22 protein-coding genes are annotated in these 17121 nt (G+C 35.3%); 6 read left to right on the forward strand and 16 right to left on the reverse strand.

Features of this window, described 5'->3' with window-relative positions; genetic code table 11:
• Positions 1–5: 5 nt before the first annotated feature.
• Entirely contained in the window at positions 6–764 is a 759-nt protein-coding gene (locus BLR60_RS03385; protein WP_090496811.1) for a LiaF transmembrane domain-containing protein, read from the reverse strand.
• 132 nt (positions 765–896) lie between these two features.
• Between BLR60_RS03385 and BLR60_RS03390 the strand changes: the two genes are divergently transcribed.
• Positions 897–1769 (forward strand): ChaN family lipoprotein, encoded by an 873-nt coding sequence (locus tag BLR60_RS03390; RefSeq protein WP_090496813.1) that lies wholly within the window; start codon positions 897–899, stop codon positions 1767–1769.
• Positions 1770–1814: 45 nt separating this feature from the next.
• On the opposite strand, the gene mscL is transcribed toward BLR60_RS03390, so the two are convergent.
• Positions 1815–2264 carry a large conductance mechanosensitive channel protein MscL gene (mscL, locus tag BLR60_RS03395; protein WP_090496815.1) on the reverse strand — a complete coding sequence of 150 codons (450 nt, stop codon included), beginning with the start codon at positions 2262–2264 and terminating at the stop codon, positions 1815–1817.
• A gap of 165 nt (positions 2265–2429) precedes the next feature.
• Between mscL and rpoN the strand changes: the two genes are divergently transcribed.
• Positions 2430–3902, forward strand: a complete 1473-nt coding sequence (gene rpoN, locus BLR60_RS03400) for an RNA polymerase factor sigma-54 (protein ID WP_090496818.1) — start codon at positions 2430–2432, stop codon at positions 3900–3902.
• A gap of 627 nt (positions 3903–4529) precedes the next feature.
• Here rpoN and BLR60_RS03405 read toward each other — a convergent pair.
• The 3 genes from BLR60_RS03405 to BLR60_RS03415 form a co-directional block, all read right to left on the reverse strand.
• Positions 4530–4736 (reverse strand): hypothetical protein, encoded by a 207-nt coding sequence (locus BLR60_RS03405; protein ID WP_090496820.1) that lies wholly within the window; start codon positions 4734–4736, stop codon positions 4530–4532.
• Between the two features lie 55 nt (positions 4737–4791).
• Positions 4792–4932, reverse strand: coding sequence for a Sec-independent protein translocase subunit TatA/TatB (locus BLR60_RS03410; RefSeq protein ID WP_090496822.1), 141 nt, complete (start codon positions 4930–4932; stop codon positions 4792–4794).
• A gap of 139 nt (positions 4933–5071) precedes the next feature.
• Positions 5072–5917 (reverse strand): HD domain-containing protein, encoded by an 846-nt coding sequence (locus BLR60_RS03415; RefSeq protein WP_244155581.1) that lies wholly within the window; start codon positions 5915–5917, stop codon positions 5072–5074.
• Positions 5918–6148: 231 nt separating this feature from the next.
• Here BLR60_RS03415 and BLR60_RS03420 point away from each other — a divergent pair, with 231 nt between their 5' ends.
• Both BLR60_RS03420 and BLR60_RS03425 read left to right on the forward strand, forming a co-directional pair.
• Complete coding sequence (locus BLR60_RS03420; protein ID WP_090496826.1) at positions 6149–6802, forward strand: TetR family transcriptional regulator C-terminal domain-containing protein; 654 nt, start codon at positions 6149–6151, stop codon at positions 6800–6802.
• Positions 6803–6809: 7 nt separating this feature from the next.
• Positions 6810–8114 (forward strand): ABC1 kinase family protein, encoded by a 1305-nt coding sequence (locus BLR60_RS03425; protein ID WP_090496828.1) that lies wholly within the window; start codon positions 6810–6812, stop codon positions 8112–8114.
• 49 nt (positions 8115–8163) lie between these two features.
• On the opposite strand, the gene BLR60_RS03430 is transcribed toward BLR60_RS03425, so the two are convergent.
• A complete protein-coding gene (locus tag BLR60_RS03430; protein WP_090496830.1) occupies positions 8164–8712 on the reverse strand; it encodes a hypothetical protein in 549 nt (182 codons plus the stop codon).
• A 238-nt stretch (positions 8713–8950) separates the two neighbouring features.
• Here BLR60_RS03430 and BLR60_RS03435 point away from each other — a divergent pair, with 238 nt between their 5' ends.
• Positions 8951–9442, forward strand: coding sequence for a hypothetical protein (locus BLR60_RS03435; protein WP_090496832.1), 492 nt, complete (start codon positions 8951–8953; stop codon positions 9440–9442).
• 102 nt (positions 9443–9544) lie between these two features.
• On the opposite strand, the gene BLR60_RS03440 is transcribed toward BLR60_RS03435, so the two are convergent.
• Positions 9545–9901, reverse strand: coding sequence for a response regulator (locus BLR60_RS03440; protein WP_090496834.1), 357 nt, complete (start codon positions 9899–9901; stop codon positions 9545–9547).
• A 255-nt stretch (positions 9902–10156) separates the two neighbouring features.
• On the opposite strand from BLR60_RS03440, the gene BLR60_RS03445 reads away from it, so the two are divergent.
• A complete protein-coding gene (locus BLR60_RS03445) occupies positions 10157–10759 on the forward strand; it encodes a GIN domain-containing protein (RefSeq protein WP_090496835.1) in 603 nt (200 codons plus the stop codon).
• 124 nt (positions 10760–10883) lie between these two features.
• Here the strand turns inward: BLR60_RS03445 and BLR60_RS03450 are convergent, their stop codons facing one another.
• From BLR60_RS03450 to BLR60_RS24775, 9 genes are all read right to left on the reverse strand, one after another.
• Positions 10884–11828 (reverse strand): hypothetical protein, encoded by a 945-nt coding sequence (locus tag BLR60_RS03450; protein ID WP_208600561.1) that lies wholly within the window; start codon positions 11826–11828, stop codon positions 10884–10886.
• Between the two features lie 155 nt (positions 11829–11983).
• The gene (locus BLR60_RS03455) at positions 11984–12526 is read right to left on the reverse strand and encodes a hypothetical protein (RefSeq protein WP_090496839.1); all 543 of its coding nucleotides are present in this window, start codon (positions 12524–12526) and stop codon (positions 11984–11986) included.
• 109 nt (positions 12527–12635) lie between these two features.
• Positions 12636–12845 carry a hypothetical protein gene (locus BLR60_RS03460; RefSeq protein WP_090496840.1) on the reverse strand — a complete coding sequence of 70 codons (210 nt, stop codon included), beginning with the start codon at positions 12843–12845 and terminating at the stop codon, positions 12636–12638.
• Positions 12846–13101: 256 nt separating this feature from the next.
• A complete protein-coding gene (locus BLR60_RS03465; protein WP_090496842.1) occupies positions 13102–13332 on the reverse strand; it encodes a hypothetical protein in 231 nt (76 codons plus the stop codon).
• Between the two features lie 102 nt (positions 13333–13434).
• Complete coding sequence (locus BLR60_RS03470; protein WP_244155582.1) at positions 13435–13761, reverse strand: hypothetical protein; 327 nt, start codon at positions 13759–13761, stop codon at positions 13435–13437.
• A 218-nt stretch (positions 13762–13979) separates the two neighbouring features.
• The gene (locus BLR60_RS03475; RefSeq protein ID WP_090496844.1) at positions 13980–14258 is read right to left on the reverse strand and encodes a hypothetical protein; all 279 of its coding nucleotides are present in this window, start codon (positions 14256–14258) and stop codon (positions 13980–13982) included.
• 221 nt (positions 14259–14479) lie between these two features.
• Positions 14480–14998: a hypothetical protein gene (locus BLR60_RS03480; RefSeq protein ID WP_090496846.1), complete on the reverse strand. Its 519-nt coding sequence runs from the start codon at positions 14996–14998 to the stop codon at positions 14480–14482.
• The gene (locus BLR60_RS03485; RefSeq protein WP_090496848.1) at positions 14999–16795 is read right to left on the reverse strand and encodes an RHS repeat domain-containing protein; all 1797 of its coding nucleotides are present in this window, start codon (positions 16793–16795) and stop codon (positions 14999–15001) included.
• A complete protein-coding gene (locus tag BLR60_RS24775) occupies positions 16723–17070 on the reverse strand; it encodes a hypothetical protein (RefSeq protein WP_090496850.1) in 348 nt (115 codons plus the stop codon). Before BLR60_RS24775 ends, BLR60_RS03485 begins: the two co-directional genes overlap by 73 nt.
• Positions 17071–17121 lie beyond the last annotated feature (51 nt).

Raw genomic sequence — 17121 nt, forward strand, 5'->3', positions numbered from 1 at the left:
AATGTTTAGAAACTTTTAATTTCAATCCCACCAAATAAAGCTGTTCCATCTAAAATCAATGTCTTTTTTAGCTCTGCTACCGGCATCACATGTGATCTTTTATCTTCAACACTACCAAATAATGCCGTTACGTTCGATTTTATAGCCCAATTTTGCGGTACAATTAATTTAATCCCACCAAAAACCGCTGTTACATCAAGGGATACGGTTTCAGGAAAATCAGCCTGCGTCATTACAATATCAGCCCCGCCAAAAACGGCCGTAATATCGCCCCCCTGAAAGTTTTTGGTATATACCGTTTGATGACTACCGCCAAAAACCGCCATTACATCAATAACATCGTTACTATTTACTGATTCTTGATCTGGTTCGCCTTCAAAATCAAAACTGGCTTTACGTTTATCCTTTTTCTTAGAAAGCGAAACATGCTTTGGTCTGAAAATTAAAAAGCAGCCAACGATTACCAAACCAAAGCCTAAAGCATATTTAGATAGGTCGAGATCAAGTCCGGGTATATGAATTAAGGTATTATAAGTACCAACCAAAATTAAGACCAACCAGCCTATGCCCTTAAAGTTACGACGAACGCCGAGAAACACGCCTAATAAAATTAAAAAATTAGACCAGCTAAAGATCCATCTGGGAATGTTTAATCCAATATTGTTCAGCAAAAATGCAAAGCCTATGATGATGATGATGAAACCGCTCCAAACCCTTCCTGAGTTTTTAACCTGGTTGTTATTATGATGATTGATGTTTTCCATTTATGCTCGTATTTAATAAGCCAAAAGTATTGATCAGTAACCGACCATCATATACGCCACATGCAGGAACAGGATAAAGGGCGGTAAGCGACCTTATTTTATCGGTGAAAATTATTTTGTTATTTTGAGGGCATGAAATTTATCCTTTTCGTAATTGTTTTTGCGATCTCCACTGGCTTGTATGCACAGGAAATCAGCAGCCATTATAAGATCTATGATGTAAAAAAACAAAAATCAATATCAATAGACGACATTGCTGCTGATATGGAGCAGGCTGATGTTTTATTTTTTGGCGAAGACCATAACGATTCTATTGGCCACTACCTGGAAGTAGAACTGTTCAAAAAACTCCATTCAAAATATCCATTAAAAATGGTGTTATCTTTAGAAATGTTTCCTACCGATGTACAACCTGAAGTAGATGAATACCTGGCAGGGTTAATTTCAGAAAAAAACTTTGTTAAAGAAAGCAGGGCCTGGGGAAATTATAAAGATTACAGACCTCTAATTGAATATGCCAAACAGAATGGATTAAAAGTTATTGCTGCTAATGCGGCAACGCGTTATAGCAATGCGGTTACAATGGGCGGACTGAGGGTTTTAGAAAATTTTCCTAAAACATCATTCAATTTTTTACCTCCCATTCCTATTGATACTGCTCAGGGCAGGTATTATGAAAAGTTTACAGAAACTTTGGGTGGACACAGCATGGGCACGATGAAAATTTACCAGACCCAAAATTTATGGGATGCGACCATGGCCTGGTCTATAAATAAATTCATTAAAGCGAATAAAGGCATCAAGGTTTTGCAGCTCAACGGCCGTTTCCATAGCGATGAACAACTGGGAACACTGGCAAAACTCAAACAATTAAATCCAAAATTAAAAATCCTGAATATTTCATCGTTTTCTGATGAAAGCTTCACCAACCCTAAATGGGAAAAATTTAGTCAACTTGGCGATTACATTATCATCACCGATCCAAAAGTAAAAAGAAGTTATTAAAACCAAAAGCTCCGCAGCTAAGATGGTTGCGGAGCTTTAGTGTTTTTATGCTTTTGCTTTTAGCAAATCTCTGATTTCGGTTAAAAGCACTTCTTCTTTTGTAGGTACAGGTGGTGCAGCAACTGCTACGGCTTCTTCTTTCTTTTTCATTTTATTAATTGTTTTAACCATAATAAAAACAATTAATGCCAATAGTAAGAAGTTTATGGCCACCGTAATAAAATTACCGTAAGCAAATATGGCGGCATCCGGAGCAGCTTTTTTAGCTTCAGCCAATGATGCTCCTTTGGGAATAAGTTCAGATCCTTTACCCATTGCAAAGTAAATGCTGCTAAAATCTGGTTTGCCTACCATAGCGGCTACCATAGGCATGATCAAATCTTCAATTATACTGGTTACAATCTTACCGAAAGCACCACCGATAATTACGCCGACGGCCAAATCGAAAGCATTGCCCTTAATGGCAAACTCTTTAAATTCTTTTACAAAGCCCATACTTTCTTCGTTTAGTTTATTTATTTACTAAAGTAGCAAACATTAAACTCAATACAAACGTTTAGGAAATAATTTTAAAAACCGACATATCGATAGCATTTAGGTCAAATCAGCATAATATCTGAAATCTATTGTTTATTTTTGCGCTATTCTTTTTTATTTACTATGCTAAAACAACATTTACAACAAAAATTATTACAAAAGTTATCACCACAACAAATACAGTTTATTAAATTGTTGCAGGTGCCAACCGTTGCTTTAGATACACGTGTAAAAGAGGAGCTCGAAGAAAATCCGGCACTGGAAGATCCAAGCTTAATGACTCAGGATGAGCCAAAAAGTGAATATGATGATTTAAATGATGGCCCTGAGGATTACGAACAATCATCAGAAGATACCAGCATGGACGAATTTAATGTAGATGATTATCTGCAAGATGATTCGACCAACGATTATAGCACCAATTATAATAATGGCGACGACGATGAGGAGAAAAAAGAAACACCAATTGCTATTGAAAGTACATTTTTTGAAAGTTTACAAGAGCAATTAGACCTTATTCCACTATCCGATCAGGATTTTATTATCGGCAAACAGATTATTGGCAGTTTAGATGATGATGGTTATATACGCCGTCCGTTGGGCTCTATGATCGATGATCTTGCTTTTTCTCAAAATGTGATGGTTGAGGAAGAGGATGTTTTGGAAATGTTAAAACTGATCCAGGGATTTGATCCTCCAGGCATTGGCGCAAGAGACCTGAAAGAATGTTTACTGATCCAGTTAAAAAGAAAAGATACCAATAATCCGATTATAGTTAAAGCAATGAATGTTGTAGAAAACTATCTGGATGAATTTACCCGTAAACATTACGATAAATTAGAAAAAAGTTTAGGCTTAGATAGCGAAGAACTTAAAGAGGTGGTAAACGAAATTTTGCGTTTAAATCCTAAACCAGGTGATGCCAACCAGGTAACAACAAAACAAATGCAGATTATTCCTGATTTCCATATCAGCAATAATGATGGCGTATTAATTTTGACTTTAAATTCGAAAAATGCCCCTGAATTAAAGGTAAGCAGATCTTACCAGGAGATGTTTGAGCATTATGACAAAGCCGCATCTAAAGATAAAAAATTGAAAGAGGCTGTTCAGTTTGTGAAACAAAAATTAGATTCTGCACGATGGTTTATAGATGCAATTAAACAGAGACAACAGACTTTGTTAAAAACGATGAATGCCATTATGCACTATCAATATGAATATTTTTTAACAGCTGATGAGCGTAAGATGCGCCCGATGATTTTAAAAGATATTGCAGACAAAATTGATATGGATATCTCAACCGTATCAAGGGTGGCCAACTCTAAATACGTACAAACTGAATTTGGCACTTTTCTGCTAAAATCGTTCTTCTCAGAAGCTATTCAAACCGAAAACGGTGAAGAAGTTTCCAATAAAGAGGTTAAGAAGATATTAGAAGACTGCATTGGCAACGAAGATAAACGCAAACCTTTGGCTGATGAAAAATTAACCGAAATTTTAAAAGAAAGAGGTTATAACATTGCCAGAAGAACGGTTGCAAAGTATCGCGAACAAATGAATATTCCGGTAGCAAGGCTTAGAAAAGAACTTTAATACAATTGGCAGTTTTCAGTCGGCCGTTTTCCAATTATTAGTTTACATTATATAGTTATCGTTAGAAACGATGATTAGGAAGATTAGCATTTACAATGCTAAATACGGCGACATTTCGGCGATAAATCGCCTTTTCGTTCATCCCCGTCCACAAACGGGACGATGATCTGATTCAGAAAGGAACTTTAGTACAGTTGGCATTTTCTATAACCAGATTGCTCAAAAAAGAACAGGTTATCATGATTGGTTTGAAAATGAACGGTTCTGTGTGCCTGGCCGTCTGCTGCCCTGCCATCCGTTATAGTCCCAATGAAACCTGTGAAATAAGCAAGCACACCCTAAATAAAGGACAAAAAAGTGCTTAAATCGGGATCTGCCATTGCTGTCAGGTTTAAGAACAAAGGTCTGCCAGCAGTACAATGAATCGAAGCATAAAAGAGATAGATGTGAGTAAATTTCCGTTCTATATAATTTTTTCGCTCCAAACGATAAGCCGAACAATACACCAGTCTAATACCAACAAAATTACCACATCTTAATATCGAAGGTCTTGATCGATATTAATTCTGCGTTAAGCCACGATCTAGCAGCTGCCGTTGCCAGCCTGATTGACTACATGATAAATATTCAATCATCACCTTGATCGGACTGATCACCGCTTCCATACTTTTCAGAGAAATCTTTGGCTTTTTCGTCTGCCTCTACATCATTACGTGCTTCAGGCTCCAGGTTTTCATCTAAACGGTCGTTCCAGTTATCCAATCCCTGTTCAGGATGTTTTGCATTTTCTTGAGTGAAAGTCGCTTTTGCCGGATCTTGCTTTTGATTTTCCATTTTTAACTATTTATTAGTTTAAACAGCAGCTGTAAAGGAATGTTTTATTACAAAATTATTTAACCGGCGGCTCATTTTTAGCATCCTTAAATTCTTTTACGCTCTTCCCTATTCCCTTCATTAATTCGGGCAGTTTCTTGCCACCAAAAATAAGCAGGATAACTACTCCGATTAAAATAATTTCTATTGCAGACATATTCTTATATTTTTTACAATATACGTCAATTCTTTAAAATTGGATTGGCAGAACATTTTGGTTTATGGAAAGATCCTGAAACAAGTTCAGGATGACGGAATGAAAGGAATAATTCACGCAGAACACCTATAGCTAAATACTAAACCAGCAAGGCATTTAAAGTTCGTTTTTTAATCTTGGGTACTGCGCCATGGCGTATAAATTCGGCTAAACCCTTTAACTGTTTAATTGACTTGATGGCTTCGTAACCTTCATAAGTTGTTCTAATTTTATTCAACAACATGGTATCTGTTTTAAACAGGTCACTTTCTACCAATAAACCTTTATCTAAAAATTTCTTAATCAGTTCGGCCATTTTGCCATTGGCATATAAATGAAGGGGCAGTTTAAATACATCATTATTCAGCTTCTCGAATGCTTCATTAATCCAGGTCACTTCAGCCTCTGTATTCACCGCTATTTTACCATCTTTCAACACAACAGCATTTAAAAATTCGCGGGCGCGCTGACGCGAAATCACCCCACCATGAATGCCATCACGCAAAGTATAATCTAAACGATCGGCACAGAGCGCTGGCAATGGCTGTTCTAAAATATCAAATGTTCCATGTAAAATCTGGCTAACATCGTATCCATATTTTAACAGTACACCCGGCACTTCCGATTGACATAAAATTTCGGCAAAAACCTTTTCATGATAATCTTCATCTGTATTGCCAAAAACATAATCACCCACATGGGAAAAAGCTGTATGCGAAATATCGTGTAACAAGCCTGCAATCTGCTCCAGCTCTGAACCACCCAGCATCCTGATCAACATGGCCACACCGATAACATGTTCCAGCCGCGAATGGCAGATATCTGGATTAACCAGGAATATGGCACCACTTTGATGAACCCCGCCCAGTCTTTTTAAGGCATCGGTATTCAACAGGTCGGAAAACACCATTGGTAGCTCCATTTTGCCATATAAAAAATCATTCATCTGGATCATATTATCGTGATTTACTTAAGGAATAATGAAAACAAAAATACTAAATAATTTAGCTTAAACCTAATTAATTGTCCATATTTAAATTTTAAAAAACTAAATTAATTAGTTAAAAACCAACTTTCAATTATTTTGAAAGCTATTATTACAATTTCATGATCAACAAAAAACCTTGAAGAAAAACAAGGCATTTAATTAAACGTTATACTTGTAAAAAACAGCTATATGGCAACTGCTCAACAAATTAGAAAAGGGTATTTAGATTATGTTTTAACGAACAATGAAAAACCTAAATCAGTTTATATTTTTGCAAAAAAGCTCAAAATTACTGAGGCTGATTTCTATCAGTTTTTTTCGTCTTTCGAAAGCATAGAAAAAACAATCTGGTTTGAACTCACCTTCGAAACCATTACTACAATCAAAGAACAGGAAGTCTGGCTTCAGTATACAGCCAGGGAAAAAATGCTTTCTTTCTTTTATAGTTATCTGGAAAATCTGAAGAACGAGCGCAGTTTTGTAATTTATAGCTTAAAGCATCATAAGGGTAAATTCTCTACGCCTGAAGTACTGGCCGGTGTTAAACCTATTTTTGAAAACTTTGCCCAAGAAATTATAGAAGAAGGTTTGGATAGCGGCGAACTTGCTGAACGTCGTTTTTTAAGCAAAAGGTACAAGGATGCTTTATGGATTCAGTTCGCCTTTATTCTTAATTTTTGGATCAACGATGACAGTGAAGGTTTTGAAAAAAGCGACGAAGCCATAGAAAAGGGCATTAATGTAACTTTCGATCTTTTCCAGCATTCGCCAATTGATAATTTATTGGAATACGGAAAGTTTTTATCCAGAAATGGAAAGTTTGCAGAAAAGATGAGGTTTTAAATACCAGATGAAGACACAAAAAAGTATCCCGACTACAAAAGTAGAACGTTCGGCAAAATTCGTTAAAACAGGCATTCAGATCGGCGGTAATTATATAAAACATTATTCTAAAAAACTGTTTAATCCCGACATGGACCGTGAACAGCTTAATGAAGATAATGCAACAGATATTTATAAATCGCTGAGCGAACTAAAAGGAAGTGCCTTAAAAATAGCACAAATGTTGAGCATGGATAAAAATATCCTGCCAAAATCTTATGTAGATAAGTTTAGCCAATCGCAATACAATGCGCCCCCTCTTTCGGGTCCGCTGATTGTTCGTACTTTCAATAAAAATTTCGGTAAAACTCCTGAAAATATTTTCGATAGTTTCAACTTAAATTCCAGTAATGCGGCATCAATCGGGCAGGTGCACCAGGCCACGCTTAATGGCAAAAAATTAGCCATTAAAATTCAATATCCAGGCGTGGGCGATAGTATTTCTTCAGATTTAAAGTTGGTAAAACCCTTCGCATTCCGTTTATTGGGCATGTCTGAAAGGGAATTGAATATCTACATCAAAGAAGTGGAGGAACGTTTGCTCGAAGAAACAGATTATGAACTTGAGGTTAGGCGTTCTATCCAATTTTCTGAAGCTTGTAAAAATCTCGATCATGTCGTTTTTCCAAAATATTATCCAGAATTTTCCGGAAAACGGATCATTACTATGGATTGGATTGATGGCCAGCATTTAAAAGAATTCTTGCAAACCAATCCTTCTCAGGAACTTCGGAATAAAATCGGTCAGGCTTTGTGGGATTTCTATAACTTTCAGCAACACGAACTGAGGGCTGTACACGCAGATCCGCATCCCGGAAATTTCATGATCACTCCCGATGAAAATCTTGGCGTAATTGATTTCGGCTGTATTAAAGAAATGCCGGATGATTTTTATTACCCTTTCTTTTCCTTAATTTCTACTGATGTGATCAATGATAAAAATAGAACGATCGATGCCTTTAGAAAACTGGAAATGATCCATAAAGATGATTCTCCCGAGCAAGTTGAGTTTTATTATAAATCGTACAGGGAGATGATCAGTCTCTTCGCCAAACCTTATACCAGTACATCTTTTGATTTTAGCAAACCTGATTTTTTTGAGCAGCTGTACGCCTATGGCGAGAAAATTTCTAAAATGCCAGAATTTAAGCAGGCCCGCGGAGTAAAACATTTTATTTATGTTAACCGGACTAATTTTGGCCTGTATCAGATTTTGCACGAGTTGAAAGCTACTGTACAAACGGATACCTACAAACCAACTTTAGAAAGGTAACGATACTCGAGATTACTCATGCAAGATAAATACTGAAGTGAATTGAGAACTAATTACATAACGCAGCGGCAAAATCTTTTGACGCGTAAGCTTTAAATATTTTGTTTGCATTCTGTAAAGACTCGCTCGCTTTTGAATCTGCTTTTATCGTCTTCGTTCCTTCCAAAACTTTTACAATGCTGCCATCCTTAACGTAAAACCGATATTCTGTTTTAGTAACCTTGCCAATGGCAGGTCCGCCTACAATTGTCTGAAAGCAAAAAATAACTTTACCTGATTGATAATAATATTCATCAACCCAACTCCCATCCCCTATTGAACCAGATTCGACAATTTTAACAATGGCTTTTTCGTCAAAATAGTAATCTACTACCCCCTCCTCCACACAACCAGCAGATTCATAAGTGTAGTGCTCCTTTTTTAGCTTCTTTGAATTGATTGTCTGTACATCCTTTCGGATCGCTAAAATTGCCTGATCGGCCATTTGTTTGTTCGATGATAAATTTTGCTGAGCTGAGCCGGGTTTTCTGGTTTGGGCAAACATACCGGTTGTTAAACCAAAAGATAGGAAAAATAGAAGAACGGTTTTGAAGGTCATAGGTCTATTTGTTATTTAAGTAAAAATCTATAAGAACTAAACAAGCTGTGAGCCATTCGGTTTATTTTTATTTTTAAGGCATAAATTAGCCCATCCAAAAACTCATTACCTGCTTTTTATCAGTATGTTAAGTTACACTCAGGAATAAATATTTTTTAAAGATAAGGAAACAATATTCTAATTTTGATGTTAAGTTCAACAAATCAGATTACCAAACATCATTATAACATCTCATGATATGCCATTTCAATTCAAGAAAACTGTTTACCAAATAGCGATATTTTTTGTTTTTGCACTTATATTTTCTGGTTGTAAAAAGCATGATGAAGATTCTCAACCGGATAAGATTACTTCTGTTAAGCAGCAGATTGCAGGAGAATGGGAACTTACAGGAGGTGTCTATATCATGTATGATGAAACCGGAAAGATCTCTTACACCGAGAAGCTCCCTTTTGAATCACCAGCACCATGGTACGATTTTCGGAACCCGGAGACACTATATCTCTCAGACCGACACGGAAGACAAGCACTCGCCTATAAGATTTCTATTACAGATAATCAAACGACAAGGATAGACATTGCGGCTACATCCTATGATATCGATAAGACATTTGATATTACAGCTATCAATGATAAAAATATGACTTGGGTAAATGACCAGCGGTTCGATAATCCAGGACCTGGTTTTGCTTCACGTGTTTACACGGAGTATAACTTTACTAAAAGATGAACTTAGGCGAACTAATTTAAGCAGTACCACTTTTGCTACGCGTTGAAAGGAGACTTGAATACGAATACTGATAAACCTACATCATATCGGCAAAGTAAGTAGTTAAGCGTTTTTCTTCACTACATTAACCATATGATCTATATCAAATGGTTTTTCGATATAATCATCGGCTTTGCAATCTTCTGCCTGCTGGGGTAAGTGATTTGATGTTGAAGTGAGTACTGCCGGTACATCTTGCGTTTCAGGATCAGATTTAAGTTCTTTAATTACCTGAGATCCTTTCTTTTTGCCTTTGATGTGATCATCCACAATCACCACGTCAGGCTCAATCTCATTTATTTTCTCTATAGGCTCGGTTGTTAATGATGCGGTAACATCAAACCCTTCCTCTTCTAATACCTCGTCCATTATATCAAGGATATCTTTATTATCCTGAACAAGTACAACCTTTTTCTTCATAAATAAGCAAGCCTAAATTCTCATTAAAGATAAAAAAAAAGCGCAATTGAAAAACAGATCTTAAAATATTTTACAAATGCTTGGTAAAAGTTTCAAGTTTGATCTTGAATTAATGCCTGTTCGTCGATTATTAATTATCGATTGTATAAAAGCGCGACATGGCCTGCAACGTTTTTCATTTCACGACGTCTTATCATTAAACACCAAAAAAAATAAACATAAGAACTAGTAAAAATTATTTTTGAATAAAGATATATGAAAACCACCATCAAAACCCTACTCACTGCTTCACTAATGGCTTTTGCTTTATCATCAGCTGTATTTATTACAAACGTTTCTGCAATAGAAAAAGATCCGGATGCCACAATGAAAATATCCACCTTTAAAAAAATTTCTGTTGAAGGAAACGTTGAAGTAACCATCATTCAGCGCAACCATTCTGGTATTTCTTATGCTAATGATAATACAGGAACGGCTAAAGTGATGCAAAGCGGTGATCATTTAAAAATCACTTCAACAAGCCCTGAAAAAGCGAAATTAACCGTTTATGTAAATGATTTTTACAGAATTGAAGCTTCAGAGAATGCTATTGTTAAAACCGAAGGAAAACTGAGCACTAAATATCTTCAAATCTTTTTAACAGGAAATGCCCATGCAGAAATCAACACCAGTTCGGAAGGTTTATATACGGTGATTTCAGATCATGCTAATTTAAAATTAAGTGGTTCAACTGATATGCATACCTTAGTAATGGGTAAATCACAAAAGTTAACCATAGATAAATTTGCGGCTTTAAAAACCAATATCAGCTCGATAGAAACTGTTGCTGTTGAGCAAGAATTGGCTGCAATCAAATAACATACAAATACACAAATGAAAAAGGCTTCCTGAGTTGATCAGGAAGCCTTTTATTTTGATTTTTATTATTTCGTATTCTTCCGGAGCTGTAATGAAACAAAAACTGTGTTATTGCTTTGAGAGATTATACGAAAAGCTCAACATTCGCCCCAAACTCGCTTTTAATCTCAGAAACGATTTCCTCAATTGTCCACTTCTTTTTTGTTTCAACAGTTCTTTTAACTAACTGATATTTTACGTCTAAGTCATCATTATAGCCGGTTGGAATTTGGGGTTCTTTAGCCATTGGCGTTTGAAATAATTCGTGGGTAACCACAGGAATATCAAGACCTAGCTTTTTTCTAACTTTAATGATGTTTATGAGCTCCATAGGAACCAGGCCACTGACCAAAAACTCTTCAGTTTTGTAGTCATCTTCTTTTTCCAAACTCAGTCCCTTTAAGTGATACTCACAAAGTTCATCCCAATAAGTAGAATCGATTTTTGATAAACCATCCCAATTGTCAATTAAACGCTGATATATGCCATAGCCTGAACCATATTCTAAAACTCTATCTTTTATAGGATTTTTACCCAGCCATTTTTCAATCAAAAAATGAACTAACTGCGTACTTGGATATACATTTTGGTTTTTGTAATCTTTGTTCGTTTTGTATTCATCGCGGTTTAAATACTCATCAGCTTTTTTCAATAATATTTCAATCAGATCTTCCCGCTCTACATATAAACTATATTCGAGCGCTGCTTTAATATGATCGATAAAAGGGTCATTGATATATGACATTGTCCAGAAAAGCGCTGTTCTTTCAAAGTATTTCCAACAGCTATCATTCTCTTGGAATAATAAATTTTTAGCAATGATGTGAGTTGAGTATGGCAGCCCTTCTAAAACGCCATAAATAATATGGGTATGCTTTTTTAAGGTATCTTTATCTGCAAAATTTTTATAACTTCGTAGAAAGCTGTCCTTATCTCTATCGATTTCAATTTTTTCACTATAGTTATAGCGTTTTATTGCTTTGTTTATTAGAATATTTTTGAATAAAGTCATATTAGTTCCTAAAATCAAGCATTAAAGCTATATTTAACTAAAGAAATTTCTTTAGATCTAAACTTTAATTAAATTTAAGGTCGGAGATTAACATAGTTTCTTTTACTTTCGGATCATACATTATACCTGAGACTTTTGGTTTGATAATTTTCATTAAGATTAACAGCTCATAATTACATCAATTCAATCTCAACCAATTTAATATACTCCTGATCTTTATTTCTGATAATAATGCCAAAGGCATCAAAGGCATTTAGCCTTAAATATTCAACATCTACTTTTTTCCCATTCAATAACTCAATTTCTCCAGCTCCATCGAGACCAAATTCATCTTCAAAATCAACGCTAGTATTCGTCCATATAAAAACCTCAAAAACTTCTTCGGAACCATAACTATAGTGCTGCTCAAAATAATTTTCTTGAAAATCTTTTTCCTCAATCAGCAAAGCTTCATATCCATGTATCCTTTCATCAAAAAGTAAAATTTTGTCATTCGTTTTTATATTTTCAGCAAAGACAACAAGTGGATAATCTTCCTTATTTTTCAGAAACCCATCCTCACATTTTTCTCCGCAATATATTATTCTAAAGAACTCCTCTACACCAGACGTCAATTGCCCTTTCCAAGTTAATTTTTCAAACCAATTGCTGAGAGGATATCCTTCTAATTGATCAACATCAACTGTAAAATTCTTGAGGTAGTTTGGCTTATTCACATCTTTTTGTGTTATTTCATTTATGATTCCAACAATAGACTGAAATCATTAGAAAATACTGAAATAGCTTTATCGCCTTTCTTTTTGCTATAACCTGTTAATGCTATTCCTATTTCAAAGAAAACTTTATATCCAACTGTATTAAATGGTTTTCAATTTTCTCTAGTGATTTTATTAAATTATCTGTTTTAAATAAATCTTGTTCATTATATTTAATCACTAAGGCTGGATCTTCAATAAATGATACTTCATCTATTATTCCTTTATCATCTAATTTGACTGAAATACTACCGTAATTAAGTTCAGTCCTATTTAGCATGTCTTTTAATTCCCTGTCTGCTTTTCTTCCAAATATCTTTTCTCTTCATCCCAAAATTTAGTGGCCCTACCGATTTATAAGGATTATATTAAATTCGACTTTTGAAATATCCATAGCTTTTATTTACATTTTCTTTTTAACACCCTTGCTTGGTATTTTATTATTAATCCTTTTTTATATGGGTAATCAATCATTTCAGTTAATCTCTTATTATATTTATTTCCAAAATTAGTTTTAACATCAATTATGTCCATTTCTAAGCTTTGCTCCATTTACCATTTCGGATAAATTGAAATTGCTTTAATCTATACATTTTACCAGACGAACCCCTACTTCCAATGTCAGGTGTGATTTCCAGACCTATGTATTCCGATAAAAATTTTAAATACATAGGATCTGATACTGGCACTTTAATAAGATCCTTGATTTTATTTTTTCTACCCTGAAATTCTTCAAAAATTAAGGCTGAATTCTTTTTTTCGAACATAATTGCCACTTAATTTGGTGATTATTTGATTATATCTGTTATGCTATCTTATCACAATATCTCAATCATTAAGCATCTTGATTTCGAAACAGCTATGTCATATTAATTATGAACCCTTTTTAGCTTTAAACTCCGCAAACTTTTTTTCGATGAAGCGAAATCATTAATCGCTTTTTCTTTTTCTTTACTCTTATCGTACTTCTCTATCCATTTCCGGATTCCTACAGGATAAAAAGTAAAACCTTCTTTGGTTAAATCAGATACTTTAATTTCAGAGTCATCATCTGCTTTTTCATTTTCTGACAGTATAACCTTAGTGGTTAATCCCGTGTCTTGAAGAAACTTTACAATATTTTCAAAAAATCGATATTGCATCTGTTTATATATTCTTCCGTTAATGGAGGAGTGAATTTCATTTCCATAACCCATCCTACTCGTTTAATTACTCTATCTTTTTCAATTAGGTTTAAAAGATGTAAATCATTCTTCCACATACTCTGACAAAACATCAAGAGCCTTCAAAAGATATTCAACAAAAGGTTATTACATTTCTAATCTTGTCGGCTTGCATCGCCCATCATTAATAAAACATGACACCTTGGCCAGTTCTTGCGCACCACGCAACATGTTCCTTCAATAAATTTACATCATTCATCCATTATACAATAATCCACTTCATCCATAAGCCAGCCAATTTCATTACACCAATTTTTAAAGTCTTTAAAAAAATCACTATCAAATTTTACAAACTTATATTTATTTAAAGCATCTCTAAGATTTCCATAAATAACATGACCTAATTCGTGTCTCTGTTCTATCTTATAAAGCTTTTTGTATTTCTCCAAGCCAACTGTTATATCAATTGTTAAGTACTTATCTTTTTTATCATACCGCTTTAAATGTTTTTTTCCAGTTTCATCAGGCAAACACCTTAAGCGATACCGATATTGCTTGGATCATTGACATTTTGTATTTTTCATTTACTTTTTGATATAGTCTAATTCTTTCCTAAAAACAACGATAACGTCTAAATACGTATCAGCATTCATTGATAATTTCATTTATAATATTTTAATGATACGTTTTATTTCCAGGAGGAAGATGCCCTTTCCCACTTGGATATACTTTCAATATAAAATTTGTTTTATTATTCAATTACAATAGGCTGAACCTTTCTTTTAAAGTCAAACCAAAGCGTTTTATTTTTTACTTTGTCTTTTTTATAAAACGTATTTTTATAAAAACTGCTGGAACCAGGACCAATTCCCATCCCATATCCATCATCATTTTTCAGTTGCTTTGATAACGCATTAAGAAATGATTTAATTTCACGATCAGGTGTTTTCGAAACTATTCTCATACTAATATTTTCAAGCTCGTTTTTAGTTTCTCTGCCGCCAAGTCCCTCAATAACATGGACACAAAATAAATCATCAAAAAAGCTCTTATCCTTTTCCTTATCAAATGGTAATGAGGTGATGTAGAAGGCGTAATAATTTTTATCGATTTCATTGTCCAAGTTTTTAAAATCTTCAATTTTTATATATTCTTTCTTATCATCGTCTCTTTTTTCCAAGTAGAAATTTAGTTGCATATCTTTTAATAATTTTTCTATCTCTTGAACAAGACTACTTATTGAACTAACTATATTTATTTGAGTTGCCATTTATTTATAATTTGATTTAATCTTTTTAGGTTTGTAATCTGAATCCTTTCCATATCCTTCAAATGTGACTTTATGTCCTTGATTTTTTACGTCCTCAAGCGCAAGTCTCTCTCTAATGACTCCTGTTTTACCGTCTTCTAATGTTCTTCCAACATTTATGTGGTACCTACCTTTAGGATCTTCAAAAGATGCGTCCATTCTTCTCACATCTTTATGGCCCCCTGGGGTTGGGATCAAAATTTCAGTTTTGGATCCACCACCAACATGCGTCACTCCTGGTTTTGCACTTTCACGCTGAATGATTTCATCTATTTTGGCATTATGATCACCTGTCCCCTTTGTTTTTGGGCCCGGTTTACCATATGGAGTTCCGTCTTTTTTTGTTTTACCAAGCCACCTTTGACCAGTGAGCCCAAAAACATCAATATATTCATTTGTATCTATAACATAAGCATAAGGATTTAATCCTCCATCTACTTTAATCGGATCCTTACTGGTGTAAATTCCACTTTCTGGATCATAATATCTAAAGCCGTTATAATACAGCCCTGTTTCTACATCCTCATATTGCCCCTGATACCTAAATGGTACAAATTCCCGATCACCGCTAAGTTTACGAATTTTTCCATAAATATCTAGTTCGCAATCCCACACTTTTTTTCCTGCATCATCATAAGCCTGTACCGGAGTGCCCAAATAATCGCTAATAATAGAATAATACTGGCCATTAACAATTTTGGCACTTGGTGTAAATTTATGCTGATCGTACACCCAGGTAATTAAATCGTCGCCCAGCGGTTCTGTTTTATCGTAGCTAAGCAATCCATCTTCATTAACCACCAGATTAGGCCGTTCGCTTAAAGGGTAATTCCATTCGTGGAGTAGTAAATTACCATCCCACACATAGCGATACACGGTATTTTTAACAATTTTGGCTCTCCTCCTGCCCAAGGCATCGTATTCGAAACTGATGATCTCGCCATGTGGATTTTTAACCGCTTTCATCATGCCATTAGCGGCCCAGGCATAAGCCCAGTCACCTTCTTTCCATTCTGGTAAATCAGGTTCGGCATCTGCCAGGATATCGAGCGTTTCATCTTTGGGAAGATCAGGGTTGGCCATTCCCCAGTTTAATTTTTTGCCAAATAAGCCATTATCTTCCGGTTCAACAACCTCTTCTTTTGCCAGGCCGATGATATTCCGTTTACTTTTCTGTACCAGGTTGCCTTTGGCATTGTAACGGTAGTACCATTGGTCATCTTTAAGGAGTTTACCTCCTTTATCATAACGCCTGTCACTTCGGTCGGCGGTTTTATATAAGTTCCCGGTTTCATCAGGATTTTTATAGATGACTTTGCCATCATCACTATAACTTGCCGAAGACAGACTGCCAAAAGGATCGTACCTGTAATTGATGCTGCCACCCGTAATTCTATTTAAGCAACTATTGAGTTTATCGTTCGGCCCCCAGGCATATTGTTTAAACGCAGTGATAGAACGGCTGGCTTCAACCTTTTGACTGATTGGATGGCCTTCGTGGTCATAATCGAAGGTAGCCCTAACCCCACCGCTTAAACTGCGGCTGGTTTCCTGCCCGTTTTTGTTACGGCCAATGGTTGCAGTCCATTCTGCTAATCCGCCACTTTTTGCGGCAATACCATTCAGATAACCACTTTCATCATAATCGTACTGAATATCGGCGCCTAATGAGCTTTTTAAGCTGGTTAGGTTGCCAAAAACATCATATTGGTAATTGATCTGATAGCCATCCTGTATTTCCTGGGTAATCGTACCCAAATTGTTCCTTTTGAAATTAACCGAAGAAAGTTCGTTCTCTGCGGCTGGTAATCGGATTCGGGATCATTCTTTTCGTGGTTGGTATGCGCCGCAGCATTTTGCATCAACTGGTTCACATCAACATTGATCCTGAATTCTGTTCCCTGTTTTAATTTATTTAAAGTACGGTGCGTGTGGTGTTCCGTGTAAACCAGCTTAATATTTTGGTTATTTGCCGCTTTAATGCAATTGCAACATTCGTTAATCCATTCAGAAAGCCCGGAAACTTCATTCATGCAACACCAAGAACACATAAAATTACAGTTTCGTATTTGTGTCTTTCATTT

The sequence above is a fragment of the Pedobacter terrae genome (assembly GCF_900100705.1).
Classification (GTDB): domain Bacteria; phylum Bacteroidota; class Bacteroidia; order Sphingobacteriales; family Sphingobacteriaceae; genus Pedobacter; species Pedobacter terrae.

Bases quoted from the DNA above. Each gene is read 5' to 3' on its own strand.
- BLR60_RS03385 (WP_090496811.1), bottom strand. From the start codon at position 764: ATGGAAAACATCAATCATCATAATAACAACCAGGTTAAAAACTCAGGA.
- BLR60_RS03390 (WP_090496813.1), top strand. From the start codon at position 897: ATGAAATTTATCCTTTTCGTAATTGTTTTTGCGATCTCCACTGGCTTG.
- mscL (WP_090496815.1), bottom strand. From the start codon at position 2,264: ATGGGCTTTGTAAAAGAATTTAAAGAGTTTGCCATTAAGGGCAATGCT.
- rpoN (WP_090496818.1), top strand. From the start codon at position 2,430: ATGCTAAAACAACATTTACAACAAAAATTATTACAAAAGTTATCACCA.
- BLR60_RS03405 (WP_090496820.1), bottom strand. From the start codon at position 4,736: ATGGAAAATCAAAAGCAAGATCCGGCAAAAGCGACTTTCACTCAAGAA.
- BLR60_RS03410 (WP_090496822.1), bottom strand. From the start codon at position 4,932: ATGTCTGCAATAGAAATTATTTTAATCGGAGTAGTTATCCTGCTTATT.
- BLR60_RS03415 (WP_244155581.1), bottom strand. From the start codon at position 5,917: ATGAATGATTTTTTATATGGCAAAATGGAGCTACCAATGGTGTTTTCC.
- BLR60_RS03420 (WP_090496826.1), top strand. From the start codon at position 6,149: ATGGCAACTGCTCAACAAATTAGAAAAGGGTATTTAGATTATGTTTTA.
- BLR60_RS03425 (WP_090496828.1), top strand. From the start codon at position 6,810: ATGAAGACACAAAAAAGTATCCCGACTACAAAAGTAGAACGTTCGGCA.
- BLR60_RS03430 (WP_090496830.1), bottom strand. From the start codon at position 8,712: ATGACCTTCAAAACCGTTCTTCTATTTTTCCTATCTTTTGGTTTAACA.
- BLR60_RS03435 (WP_090496832.1), top strand. From the start codon at position 8,951: ATGCCATTTCAATTCAAGAAAACTGTTTACCAAATAGCGATATTTTTT.
- BLR60_RS03440 (WP_090496834.1), bottom strand. From the start codon at position 9,901: ATGAAGAAAAAGGTTGTACTTGTTCAGGATAATAAAGATATCCTTGAT.
- BLR60_RS03445 (WP_090496835.1), top strand. From the start codon at position 10,157: ATGAAAACCACCATCAAAACCCTACTCACTGCTTCACTAATGGCTTTT.
- BLR60_RS03460 (WP_090496840.1), bottom strand. From the start codon at position 12,845: ATGCTAAATAGGACTGAACTTAATTACGGTAGTATTTCAGTCAAATTA.
- BLR60_RS03465 (WP_090496842.1), bottom strand. From the start codon at position 13,332: ATGTTCGAAAAAAAGAATTCAGCCTTAATTTTTGAAGAATTTCAGGGT.
- BLR60_RS03470 (WP_244155582.1), bottom strand. From the start codon at position 13,761: ATGGGTTATGGAAATGAAATTCACTCCTCCATTAACGGAAGAATATAT.
- BLR60_RS03480 (WP_090496846.1), bottom strand. From the start codon at position 14,998: ATGGCAACTCAAATAAATATAGTTAGTTCAATAAGTAGTCTTGTTCAA.
- BLR60_RS24775 (WP_090496850.1), bottom strand. From the start codon at position 17,070: ATGAATGAAGTTTCCGGGCTTTCTGAATGGATTAACGAATGTTGCAAT.